We start from the raw sequence: 12,862 nt of genomic DNA on the forward strand, positions 1-12,862 counted from the left end.
ACCATAATCCCTTGACAATTTAAATAAAATTGATTATAATTCCACCTCACAAATTGAGTGAAACCTACTTCATCTCAGGAGTAGTTGAAAATGTCGCGGGATAGAGCAGTTTGGTAGCTCGTCGGGCTCATAACCCGAAGGTCGGCGGTTCAAATCCGTCTCCCGCAACCAATTCTTAATATAAATATTGGGGATTCGCCAAGCGGTAAGGCATCACGTTTTGGTCGTGACATTCACAGGTTCGAATCCTGTATCCCCATCCACCTTCTTTTAAAATTATCTCATACGATTTCATCCCTTTAAAATATAGAAAGTTCTGTTTTTGTCGTAAACAGTTCGAGCGCTTTTGTCCCTGCCAAAGAATTACCTCGTGCATTTAAACGTGGTGACCAAACACATAATGACATGAGATTGGGAACGATCGCCACAATACCACCACCCACACCACTTTTACCAGGTAGTCCTACTTTGAAGGCAAAATCACCCGAAGCATCATAATGTCCGCACGTCAGCATCAACGAGCTCAGCTTTTTGGCTTGTGATGCACTAATATAGCGCTTTTGTGTTATCGGGTCAACACCATGATTGGCAAGAAACAGCATCGCGCGACTCAACTCATGTGCACTCATCGAGATGGAACATTGTTGAAAATAGACAGCCATAACATCTGCAATATCATTTTGAATATTACCGAAACTCTTCATCATGTTAATCAAAGACATATTACGATAACCATACGCCGCTTCTGAATCTGCGACTTCTTTATCATGAGATAGTGCCCTATTGTCGCTCACATTGCGGATAAAATCCACAATTCTTTCAAATGTCTTATCATGATACCCGCTCACCAACATATCCGTCACAACGATCGCACCGGCATTAATGAAGGGATTTCTTGGTATCCCCTTTTCGTATTCAAGCTGCACAAGAGAGTTAAATGGATTGCCAGAGGGCTCAATACCGACTCTTTCATGAAGTGTTTTTTCATACAAATCCAGCGCCAAGGTAAAGGTAAAAACTTTCGAGATACTTTGGATCGAAAATTTTGTATCCACATCCCCGACACCAAAAGTCGTGCCATCAAAAAGCTGCAAGCTCATCGCAAATTGGTTGGGGTTCACACGCCCAAGTGCCGGAATATAATCAGCTACTTTTCCTTGCTCCAAATAAGGCTTGATTTCCTCTTGTATTTCTTTTAATATTGCTTCATAATCCATCATGATGCTCCACTTAAAGTATTTGATAATTGTAACAAAATATTACATTTTTTCTGTTATAGTCTGTGATAGAGCAAATCAAACATGAAACTCAGTAAAATATTATTTTTCTTGGAGTATCATCAATCATGCACGGTAAAAATAGAATCAAAAGATTGTCTTCGATATTGCTAGCCCTTAGCAAAGGAAATGCCCTTTCTACCCTAAACCTTGCAAATAGGTATGGTGTTTCAACAAAAGTGATACGAACCGATTTTAGCTCTTATATTTTACCGCTCTTTTCAGATTCTAAGATTTACTACGATCATACCACGCAATCTTATCATGCAAAAAAGAACTTTTTACATGAGACGCTTCTAAGCGCAGAAGAACTCGCTATCATCGCCATACTCAAATATAAAGCCCGGGATAAATATAGCGATGAAAATCTATATGAGAAAACTACGCTCCTATTTGAAAAATTTGAAAAAACACTGGACAATAAACTCTATCAAAAATCTGCCGTTGAAAAAATCGACAACTTCAAAGAAGAGATCACGCGCATCAAAAATGCTATCAGCTCCAGGCGTATTATCACTTGTACTTACAACAACAAAACAAGAGAGATATATCCGCTCAAGATTTTAAATTTTGAAGGATACTGGTACTTGGTTATTTACGAACCAAAGGATACAAAAATCAAAACATTTCACCTCAATAGTATCAAAAATATTGAAATCCATGATACGCAATATGTATTTGACTTTGATCAGATCAAAAGCTTTGAGAATGCCATCAATGCCTTTCATGTGCTCAACCAAGAGCCATTGTTTATAGAGCTGTATGTAGATGCCAAAGTGGCAAAATATTTTCTAAGAAAACCGTTGTCTCCATCGCAAAGAATATTAAATGAGTGTGAAGATGGTGCTCTTGAGCTTGAAATCATGGTGAGTGACTTCAGAGAGATCATCCCAACAATACAGCGATATATACCTCATATTAAAGTCATCGAACCCGAAGCACTAAGGAGCCAAATCAATAAAAATATACAACAATACATAGATGACCAAACTAGGTAACTAGCTCGTAGTATAATTTTGTAAATGAAACATCAAAAAGGGAGAATATGAGATATTTTGAACTGATATGCACCGCATACATGAAAAAAGAGCTGGCTTTTGAGAGAAGTTTTGAACAAATCTCAAAGTATATAAGCTTTTCGATGGCACAAAGTGATTTGGCAGATTTTCATAAAAAAGATGGATATAAATATTATGTTTTCGGTGGATTCTTGCCGATAGAAAAAGACAAAATATATAAAACGGGAAATACTTACAAATTTACCCTTCGATCCCTTGACGAACATTTTATCGATACGCTTGCCAAGGCACTCAGAGCCAATATAAACAATAGTGACTTTCTAGTCGTCCAAACCACCAAAAAAATAATAAAGCAGTTTTTCATATCAGAACTTTACAGCGCCACTCCCGTCATCGTCACAACTGAAAATGGAAAATTTTGGACGATGCAAGAAAATGGCAACATCCTACAACTCCAAAAACAACTCCATGACAACCTGGAGAAAAAATACAACAGCTTCTTTAAAGAAAAACTACAAGTAGAACAAAATTTTATCCAACTGCTTGAGATCAAAAATAGAGTACCCCAAAATATCCGCATCGAAAAAGACAGCCATAAAATCATCTTTTTTGGGAACAAATTTAAAATAATCCCCAATGAAGATGAAGTTTCTCAAAAGTTAGCGTTTACAGCACTTGCATGTGGACTTGGGGAGAAAAATAGTTATGGAGGTGGGTTTTTGTTGGGGAGGGGAATGCGATTATGATTAAAGAGATTGTGGAGTTTATGGATGCTAATGAGGGGATTGAGGATTATTTTATTCAAAACGAAGTAAGTAACTCTTATCTTCATTATTATATAAAAATTCAAAACAATATGGTATGTAAAGATTTATTGGATATTGATAATTTAGATAATGAATTAAAAGAAACTTTAAAGTACATGACATATTATCAAAAAGGAATGCATAATAAATATCTTGATAAAAACAAAGGTTTGGGAGGAAGTTCTCCATATATTTTGACAGTAAAAATTCTTTTTAATAAGTTAAATGAGAATGAAACTGTTAAGACAAATCTCAACAATAAAGCAAATAGAATTAAAATTCAATATGAGAGTGCTTTAGCCTATTTAGATAATGATGAAGAGAAAAATAAATTGATAGATATTCAAAAATATCTTGAAAAAAATCTTGAAAAATCATTACTTTCACAAGAGCATATTATAAATGAGCTAAAACAAAAATATGATAATCTAAAAAAGAATAAAAAAGAAGTTTCCATAGAAATAAGAGTTTATATCGATGTTGGATTAAATAAAGTTAAATCTTTTTATGAGAAGTTTGTAGAAAAAAGGGCATTTTTAGATACAAAAAAGGCAGGGCTTTATAAAGGTAACTGCGCTATTTGTAATCAAGTATCAGATGAATTATCTTTACCATATGTGTTATCTACATTGGGCGATGATTGTGGTATGAAACTTACAATGCCTCTTCAATTAACAAATCATATCTGTAAGACTTGTACTCTAAAACTTCATAAATTTAAAGTTATGACAGATAATCAACAACTCACAAAACCATTTCCACTTTTTATTGATAAAAAAAATCTTTTTGGAGAGCAAAAAAGTATACTCAAAGACAATGAAAAAAAGAAAAGTTATAGAGAAATTATTAAATCTATTTATTATACAAATCCCAAAGATTTAAAGAATTTTTATCTTTTAAATTACTATTCAAAAAGTGATAATGGCTGGAAATTACAAATCAAAGATTTAGACTATATAGAAAATTTTCAATACATGACATCTATAAAAATTAAAAATTTTTTAGACATCAAAAATAGTTATAAACTTAATGATTTTTATGACAGAGAATTAAGTGTATTTCAATTGGAAAAGATATTTAATGAACTTGTTTTTGATAAAAAATTACAAAATAATTATTTTAATGATTACAAAGAATTGAAAATTACCTATTGGAAAATTGATTCTAGTAATTCAAATAATATGCTTAAAAATTACCTTATTAAGTATCGACAAAATTTTTATGATTTTATTTATAAATCTCATCAAAGTGCTTTCGCTTTGATAGATTTTAGAGAGATGTTGCTAGATATTATTGTAGATGATATTCGACATGATGATAAAAATAAAGAGGGATATTCTATATATGAAAATGAAATCAAAGAGAAGCTAAATTTATTATTTAGTTTAAAAAAACAAGAGGAGAAGAAAGTGGATAATGGTGAATTTATAGAATTAAAAAAGAAAATGAAAAACTCTTTAGGGTATTGGCGAGATGTAAAAGATGAAGAGGGTAATTTGATTTTAAAGGCTGATAAAAAACCTAAAAAAGAGTTTGTTTTTGGTGTTGATTTTATTGAAAATAATGATAATTTTTTTGCTTTTTTATGTGGACAGTTGGCAAGGTTCTTAATAGAAAAAAGTAAAGCTAAAAAAGAGAATAAATCTCATGCTGATTTTTCAGGATTTACGGAGTGGCAGAAAAGTAAATTACTCAAAGAGTATATGTGGGAAACGCATCGTAAATATGCACATGAATTAAAGTTTGATAAAAAATATGATAATGCCATGAGTATAGTTATGACTTATAGAGATGATTTAGAGATGGAGAGTGTCATGGAATACATGATAGCGGGCTATTTTTCCGACAATCAAATCAAATACCAAAATAATACAACAGAGGAGAGTGAAGATGAGTAGTACAGAATTTAAAAACAGAGTGTATGGATGTGTAGTGGTAAAAGCGATTAATGCAAATTATAATGCAGATTTCAGTGGGTTGCCTAGAAGATTGAAAAGTGATGGTAGTTTTTATGCTACGGACAAATCTTTTAAGTGGTTGGTTAGAAACTATATTAAGAAAAATTATAGTCATGAAAAAGTGCTTTTTACAAAAGTTTTTGATGATAAATTAAACACAATGAAATTAAAAGAGGCTTTTGAAAGTTTGAGTGATGAGAAAATCAATAAAGACAATATGAAAGATACTCTTTTTCCAAAACTTTTAAATTTTATCGATATAAGACTTTTTGGTGCAGTATTCTCTCCAGAAGGAAAAAAAGACAATAATATATCAATACATGGCAATGTTCAAATTAATCATGCAACAGATTTGTATAAAAAAGGGCGTGTGTATACTGATGAAATATTAGCACCATTTACAGCAATCGGTAGTATGAGCAAAGCTACAGAGGCTCACTATATCCACAACTTTTCAGTCAATCCAAAAAATTTATCAAGTTGGAAAAATATTTTTAAGAAAGATGCAGAAACTTCAAAACAGGAAACTTTGCTTGATGATGATGTGAAAAATGATACATTCAAGCTTTTATCACAAAATGATATTGCAATCCTAAAAAACTCGTTTAATAATGCTGCAACATTTTATGATTCTCACTCAAAAGCTGGTGTAGAAAATGAGCTCTCAATTTATGTAACATTAAAAGAAACATCAACCTTAACCTTGCCAAGTTTAGCTCAATTTATAGCATTTGAAAAAGGAAAAGAGAACGAAAATAATTCATTTGATATAACTAAACTTATCAATTATTTATCTAAATATGAGGAGCAAATAAAGTCTATAGATATTTATTACATCGATGAGCTTTTAAATGTTATAAATAGTAGTAATGAATTATCAGCTATCATACATAAACATGATTTATTAGAAGTCTTAGAAGTGAATGAAAATGAAAAAACTTATTAGTTTTACAATCAAAGCAGAATTTGGATTTTTTAAAAAGCCAGATATAAACGATAAAATTTTTATCTCTTACAATATGATTCATAAGCCCTCACTTTTAGGAATATTAGGTGCAATCATGGGTTATGATGGTTATGCTCAAAGTAAAGATAAAGCACAACTCCCAGAATATTATCAAAAGTTAAAAGATATAAGAGTGGCTATTGCCCCAAGCTCAGAAAATGGTGGAATTTTTAAAAAAGAGTTTATTTTATTTAACAATACCACCAATGGACAAACAGCAAATATTACAGAACAAACGCTAGTGAATCCCGCTTATAGAATTTATCTTGAACTTGATGATGCAAATGAAGAGCATACTAAATTAATAGATAGTTTGAAAAATCATAGAGCAGTTTATCTTCCATATATGGGCAAAAATGAATTTTCTTTGTGGTGGGATAATTTTCATGAACATGGAAGATGTAACGAGCTTCAAGAAAAAGAAAAATTTGAAATAAAAACGATAATTGTAAAAGATGAAAATTTTGTGCTAAAAAACAGTGGATATAAAGAGCGAACTACAAATTATTTTTATCTTTTTGAGAGATTGCCTATTGGATTTGATAAGCAACTCAAGCAATATAGTTATCAAGATTTTTTATACACGAATGCAGTATTTAAATCAAATGAATTTGGAAAATTATGCCTTATTAATCTTTATGAATGTGATGAGGGTGTGATATGTCTATTTTAAAATTTAGTGAGTTAGATATCAAGCTAACAATAGATGATAAATATAAAGCACACAAAAGATGTATCGACAACAAAGTCATTAATGATAAAAATGTATGTGTTAAATTTGCAAAAGAGAGCCTCAAAGAACATATAGACTTGGTTTATGACTATTTTTTATTCTTAGTAGAGCAAAATGGTTTAGAAAATTATCTTGATAAACTTTTTGAACAGAGTATTAATCTCTTGGAAGATATAAAAGAGAAAATAGAGTTTGGTGATTTTGTAAAATATCTATTTGCAAAGGCTATCTATTGGCATGATATGGGGAAAATAAATCCTAATTTTCAAGTCGATAAGATGGGTAATGATAAATTTAAAAATATTGAACTATCAGAGAGTAGTAATCATTCGCCATTAGGGGCTTATCTGTTTATAAATCACTCTTTAGAAGAACTTTATGGTAAAAACTGGGATGAAGATGAGATAGAGATAATTGAAAGCATTGTCTATCTCTTTGGATATTTTATCTCTAAGCATCATGGCTCTCTTTATAAAAGTAGTGATTTTGAGTTCAGCGATGATTTAGAAGAGTTTTTAAAACTATTTGACATTGATAAAAATCTCATAAAAGTACACAAAGATGAAAAGAGAGTCTTTTCAAATATTTTTGATTATATTGAAGATAATAAAGATACGCTATTTTTGTTGTCAAAATCTCTCTTCTCACTCCTCATCATATCGGACTACTACGCCACAGCTCAATTTATGAATTATGGCAATCAAAAAGAACTTGCGTATAAAGATTTTGGCTTAATAGATGCATTGTTTCGTGAAAAAGTTTATACGGAATTTTATACTGATAAACTTGATGAAAATAATAAAAAGATAACATTTAATCAAGATTTAAAAGATATTACAGATATAGAAATTGGTTTTAATAAATTGGAAGAAAAATCAAATATAAATCTAAATATTTTAAGAAATAAACTTTTTTTAGAAGTGAGAGAAAACCTAAGAGCAGAACTCAAAAAAGAGAAGAAACAAAACCTCTTTTACATCGAAGCTCCGACAGGTGCAGGAAAAACGAACCTTTCTGTCATGAGTGCCGTTGAGATTTTAAAAGAAGATGAGTCTATCAATAAGATATTTTATGTATTTCCATTTACTACACTTATCACCCAAACTTATGAGGCTATAAAAAATGTTTTAAATTTGGATAACTCACAGATGGTACAACTTCATTCAAAGGCAAAATACAACCAAAAAGAGGAAAGTAAAAAAGATGGTGTTTATGGTGATGAAAAAACAAACTTTTTAGATAATCAGTTTATGAATTATCCTATAACACTCTTAAGTCATGTGAAGTTTTTCAATGTTTTAACAGGTGTTTCAAAAGATGATAACTATATCTTCCATCGTTTGGCTAATTCTATTGTAATTATAGATGAGATACAGACTTATAATCCTAATCTTTGGTCAAGTATAGTTTATTTGCTTGATAGTTTTGCAGATAAATTTAATATGAAGTTTATTGTCATGAGTGCTACTTTACCAAAGATAGGCGATATTTTAAATGAGCCAAATCATAAGTTTATAAAGTTAGTCACCCATAAAAAAGAGTATTTTTCAAATCCTAATTTTGGAGAGAGAGTTAAAATTTTTACAGAAGATAAAAAGATAAAAGAACCAAAAGATATTTATAAAAGGCTCCTTGAAGAGAGTAAAAATTATCAAAAACTAGAGAGTAATAAAACAGACAAAGTAAGAACTATCATAGAGTTTATTACCAAAAAAGGTGCTGATGAGTTTTATCAACATGCGAAAGACCACAACAAGCTTTTTGATGAGATATTTATCTTAAGTGGTACAATTTTAGAGCCTAGACGAAAAGAGATTATAAACTTTCTTAAAAACACTAATGATAAAAACATTTTGTTAGTGACGACACAAGTGGTAGAAGCTGGTGTGGATATAGATATGGATATAGGCTTTAAAGAAAAATCCCTCATAGATAGTGATGAACAGTTGGCAGGGCGTATCAATCGCAATAGTTCCAAAGAGGGAAATAAACTGTTTTTGTTTGAGATGACAAACGCAAAGGCGAAATTTGTTTACAAAGGCGATAAGAGATTAAATATATCAGTAGATGAAAATGTATTGGAAACTAAGGATTTTGACGCTTATTACAATCAAGTGATTGCGAAGATAAAAACATCAAACGACACGCCGTTTATCGAGGGATTAAAGAGCTATGTTGATCATATTAAAAATCTTAGATTTTCTGAATCTCATGTAAAAATTATAGATATGGAATCGCTGTCTGTTTTTGTACCGCATTGTGACGAAGCGGTTGAGATATGGGAAGAGTATGTCCAAACAATTAAAAATCAAGATGAAGATTATACTTCAAGACAAATAAAGCTACAAAATTTAGCTTCTAAAATATCTCAATATACTTTTTCTTTGGCTGATTATAAAAATAGCGGAATTAACTACTTAAAGAATTATGGAGAAGAAAAATATGGATATTTATATCTAAAAGAATGGGATACAGACTGTGACGGTAAAAAGCTTTATAGTTACAAAGACGGTTTGGATACAAGTGTGTTAAGAGGTGAATTTGTATCGATGATCATATGAAAATTTTCTATAAATTAAAATACATGATATAATACTAATAGATTAATATATAAGGATTAAAAGATGACTACTTATGGTGTAACAACAATCCAAAATAAACCATCCCTATTAAAGGAGATGGATGTAGCCCAAATCATAGATAAAAGAGCTCACAAAAGTGTAGGATATTTTATATCTGCAAAATATGAAAAATTTATCAGATCAGCGATTGAAGAAATAGAAAAAGCAAATAAAATAGAGAAGCTAAAAAAATTAAGAGCTCATCATGATTTAGAATTTTTAGAGCTTGGAGTTGATGATGGACTATAAAAAAGGAGATATTGTCACTATAAATTTCAATCCTAAAAAAGGTGATGAGGTGGGCAAGACAAGACCTGCTTTGATTATCTCAGGAGATGAAGAGAATAAAATTTTAGATACTATCATCGTTATGCCTTTATCTACCCAGCTTTTAAATGATGTGGAACCTTTTAGATTAAGAATTATTAAAAGAGATGGCTTAAGGGAAGATTCGGATCTACTCGTAAATCATATAAGAACTATTTCAAAGAAAAGAGTTGGTATCAAAATAGCTGCTATTAGTGAAGAAGAGTACCAAAGTGTGATAACAAATCTATGCAAAAACTTTCAATGAATATCACCGGAACGCTTATTAACTACTATTTCCATTGCAAAACGCAATGCTGGCTTCACGCCAATCGCTTAAATCTTGAAGACAATAGCGAAGATGTGCGCATCGGCAAAGTCTTACATGAGATCAATGAAGAAAAGAGCAAAAAAACTGAAATCAAGATCGATAACATCAAGATAGACAAAATCACAAAAGACTACTTGAGTGAGTTCAAAAAATCCGATTCCGATCCTGAAGCGGTAAAGTGGCAAGTGTTACTCTATCTGTATAAACTGAAGCAAAAAGGCGTGATACGCAAAGGCAAAGTCGAATATCATGAAAAAAATCACAATACAAAAACAGAGATATTTGAGTTAGATGAGCAAAATGAACAAGCGCTCCTCGATGTCCTTGCTCAGATCAATACACTCATCGACCTCCCAGCTCCGCCCACACCACAGTTCGAAAATAAATGTAAAAAATGTGCTTATTATGAATACTGTTATATCTAAGGAAAACTATGGCAAAAAATCACACTAGATACATATTTTCTATGGGAGAGCTTAGACGCAAAGATAATTCCATAGCTTTTAGCAATGAAAAAGGGCATTTTTATATCCCAATCGAAGACACACGAGAGCTCTATTGTCTCAATGAAGTGAGTTTTAATACCAAGTTTTTAGACTTTATCTCGCGCGCGGGCATTGCCTTGCATCTGTTTAATTATCATGGAAATTATAGCGGTACTTTTTACCCAAAAGATTCGCTCATCAGCGGGGATTTGACCATAAAACAGTCCTATGCATATATGGAAGATCGTTTTGCAGTCGCTAAAAATATCGTACAAGCAATCGCAAACAACATACATGAGACACTTTATCACTACTATCGTCATGATAAAAAAGAGCTCAAACCTTATCTGGATTGGCTCAAAAGAGATGTCACAAGATTTCTCGCAAAAGAACTTAGCATAGAGCAAACCATGTTTGTAGAAGGACAAATTTGGATGAGATTTTATGACAGTTTCAAGTATTTTTTGCCAGAAGACTTCATCATGAACAAACGCGTCAAAAGACCACCAGACAATCCAATCAATGCGCTCATAAGCTTTGGCAATACCCTACTCTATACGAAGACCATATCGCAAATCTACAATACACATCTCAACCAAGCCATCAGCTTTTTGCACTCTCCAAGAGAAGGACGCTTTAGCCTGAGTTTAGATCTCAGTGAAGCTTTTAAGCCTATCATTGTATTTAAAACGATTTTTGATCTCGTCGGGAGAAAGCAGCTCCAAGTCACGAAGCATTTTGACAAAAGCCTAAACTATGCCCTACTCAATGAAGATGGAAAAAAGATTTTTATCAATGCTTTTGAAGAGAGACTCAATGAAACATTTATACATCCCAAGCTCAGACGAAAAGTCTCATACAAGCACTGCATCAAACTTGATGGCTACAAGCTGATAAAACACATCTTAGAAGGACGAGATTTTATGCCATTCCTACTTAGAGACAAACAATGAAAAGCGCAAATACACATTACAATTATGTATTTTTGTTTTATGATATCGCAGATGAGTTCAGTGAAGTCGGAAAATATCGAGTAGCAAAAGTATTTAAAATATGTAAAAAATATCTGAAGCATCACCAAAAGTCGATATTTCGTGGCAATATTACCTCCGCAAATCAAATCAAACTACAAAATGAACTCAAAAAAGTCATTGACCATAAGATGGATTTTATCACGATTATCAAAGTTTTAAATAGCGGAAGTTTTGCAGAAGAAACAATAGGTTTGGATCCAAAACAAAGCGAATCTATGTTTATTTGAACTATAATTTTCCAACCGTTTTTGAAGTATGCCATCATAGATGTGCTAAAATACGGTATTAAAATGTGTTATTTAGCTTATCATTGTCAATTCATATTTGTGATTGGAAAAAATCACAATGTCCACTGTATTTAGGAAGTTTTGATTTAGAATAAAAATGTTAGAATGCGCAAACGATTTACTCGAACCGAAACATATGATGTATTTAAATCTGAAACAGCTTTTGCATCAAGAGGAAGTTGCCCTCTCGAACCGAAACATATGATGTATTTAAATTTTACTGCGCCTTGGGTTAATGGTACTGTTATTGAGCTCGAACCGAAACATATGATGTATTTAAATTTTTTGCTTTGATCTCTATTCCTTTTTATTATTTCCTCGAACCGAAACATATGATGTATTTAAATATTCTTAAATCACGTATTTTTGTTTCTTCTACTCCTCGAACCGAAACATATGATGTATTTAAATTAAATCTTCTTATACTTCTTTTCCATCAAATAACGTCTCGAACCGAAACATATGATGTATTTAAATAGCAACTTGTGAAAGCTCTCCAACATTTGTCAAAACTCGAACCGAAACATATGATGTATTTAAATAATAAAGTCAGCTCACAATCTAACCCAGACCAGGAACTCGAACCGAAACATATGATGTATTTAAATCCGTCTAAAGATCCACAAGTACCGCATGTAATATTTCTCGAACCGAAACATATGATGTATTTAAATTCATCAAGAAAATTTGTATAGTATAGATGCGGTATCTCGAACCGAAACATATGATGTATTTAAATGTTGATTTTTAATTGCTTCAGCAGCATCTGCACTACTCGAACCGAAACATATGATGTATTTAAATAAATGCCCTACAATGATTTTTTTATATATATTTGAGCTCGAACCGAAACATATGATGTATTTAAATTTACTTAACATGTAAACTCTTGTTATACTATTATCCTCGAACCGAAACATATGATGTATTTAAATTTTTATATATGCAGCACCTTTTATCTATTTAATGAGCTCGAACCGAAACATATGATGTATTTAA

Annotated in this window: 12 protein-coding genes, 2 tRNA genes and 1 CRISPR repeat array (1 of these 15 only partly in view); of the genes, 13 read left to right on the top strand and 1 reads right to left on the bottom strand. The window is 31.6% G+C overall.

Annotated elements, in window-relative coordinates; genetic code table 11:
• Positions 1-94 precede the first annotated feature (94 nt).
• Positions 95-171 (top strand) — tRNA-Met (locus SFB89_RS06365).
• 17 nt (positions 172-188) lie between these two features.
• Positions 189-263, top strand: a tRNA-Gln gene (locus SFB89_RS06370).
• Positions 264-299: 36 nt separating this feature from the next.
• Here SFB89_RS06370 and SFB89_RS06375 read toward each other — a convergent pair.
• The gene (locus tag SFB89_RS06375; protein WP_331776062.1) at positions 300-1,217 is read right to left on the bottom strand and encodes a glutaminase; all 918 of its coding nucleotides are present in this window, start codon (positions 1,215-1,217) and stop codon (positions 300-302) included.
• A gap of 128 nt (positions 1,218-1,345) precedes the next feature.
• On the opposite strand from SFB89_RS06375, the gene SFB89_RS06380 reads away from it, so the two are divergent.
• The 11 genes from SFB89_RS06380 to cas2 all read left to right on the top strand — a co-directional run bounded on the left by SFB89_RS06380 (position 1,346) and on the right by cas2 (position 11,803).
• Positions 1,346-2,275: a helix-turn-helix transcriptional regulator gene (locus SFB89_RS06380; RefSeq protein WP_331773851.1), complete on the top strand. Its 930-nt coding sequence runs from the start codon at positions 1,346-1,348 to the stop codon at positions 2,273-2,275.
• Between the two features lie 47 nt (positions 2,276-2,322).
• The gene (gene cas6 / locus SFB89_RS06385; protein ID WP_331773852.1) at positions 2,323-3,042 is read left to right on the top strand and encodes a CRISPR-associated endoribonuclease Cas6; all 720 of its coding nucleotides are present in this window, start codon (positions 2,323-2,325) and stop codon (positions 3,040-3,042) included.
• A complete protein-coding gene (locus tag SFB89_RS06390; RefSeq protein WP_331773853.1) occupies positions 3,039-5,000 on the top strand; it encodes a hypothetical protein in 1,962 nt (653 codons plus the stop codon). Before cas6 ends, SFB89_RS06390 begins: the two co-directional genes overlap by 4 nt.
• Positions 4,993-6,006: a type I CRISPR-associated protein Cas7 gene (locus SFB89_RS06395; RefSeq protein WP_331773854.1), complete on the top strand. Its 1,014-nt coding sequence runs from the start codon at positions 4,993-4,995 to the stop codon at positions 6,004-6,006. The genes SFB89_RS06390 and SFB89_RS06395 overlap by 8 nt, the downstream gene beginning before the upstream one ends.
• Complete coding sequence (cas5b, locus tag SFB89_RS06400; RefSeq protein ID WP_331773855.1) at positions 5,990-6,739, top strand: type I-B CRISPR-associated protein Cas5b; 750 nt, start codon at positions 5,990-5,992, stop codon at positions 6,737-6,739. The genes SFB89_RS06395 and cas5b overlap by 17 nt, the downstream gene beginning before the upstream one ends.
• Complete coding sequence (gene cas3 / locus SFB89_RS06405) at positions 6,727-9,360, top strand: CRISPR-associated helicase Cas3' (RefSeq protein WP_331773856.1); 2,634 nt, start codon at positions 6,727-6,729, stop codon at positions 9,358-9,360. Before cas5b ends, cas3 begins: the two co-directional genes overlap by 13 nt.
• Before the next feature lie 63 nt (positions 9,361-9,423).
• A complete protein-coding gene (locus tag SFB89_RS06410) occupies positions 9,424-9,669 on the top strand; it encodes a hypothetical protein (RefSeq protein WP_331773857.1) in 246 nt (81 codons plus the stop codon).
• Positions 9,659-9,994, top strand: a complete 336-nt coding sequence (locus SFB89_RS06415; RefSeq protein WP_331773858.1) for a type II toxin-antitoxin system PemK/MazF family toxin — start codon at positions 9,659-9,661, stop codon at positions 9,992-9,994. Before SFB89_RS06410 ends, SFB89_RS06415 begins: the two co-directional genes overlap by 11 nt.
• A complete protein-coding gene (locus SFB89_RS06420; RefSeq protein ID WP_331773859.1) occupies positions 9,976-10,482 on the top strand; it encodes a CRISPR-associated protein Cas4 in 507 nt (168 codons plus the stop codon). Before SFB89_RS06415 ends, SFB89_RS06420 begins: the two co-directional genes overlap by 19 nt.
• A gap of 8 nt (positions 10,483-10,490) precedes the next feature.
• Complete coding sequence (gene cas1b / locus SFB89_RS06425; protein ID WP_331773860.1) at positions 10,491-11,495, top strand: type I-B CRISPR-associated endonuclease Cas1b; 1,005 nt, start codon at positions 10,491-10,493, stop codon at positions 11,493-11,495.
• On the top strand, positions 11,492-11,803 hold the full coding sequence (gene cas2, locus SFB89_RS06430) for a CRISPR-associated endonuclease Cas2 (RefSeq protein ID WP_331773861.1): 312 nt from the start codon (positions 11,492-11,494) through the stop codon (positions 11,801-11,803). The genes cas1b and cas2 overlap by 4 nt, the downstream gene beginning before the upstream one ends.
• 181 nt (positions 11,804-11,984) lie before the next feature.
• A CRISPR array of direct repeats spans positions 11,985-12,862; the repeat unit is 30 nt; unit sequence CTCGAACCGAAACATATGATGTATTTAAAT; it runs 6,404 nt beyond the window's last position.

Origin of the sequence: Sulfurospirillum sp. 1612 (genome assembly GCF_036556685.1) — a bacterium.
Taxonomy (GTDB): Bacteria; Campylobacterota; Campylobacteria; order Campylobacterales; family Sulfurospirillaceae; genus JAADIZ01.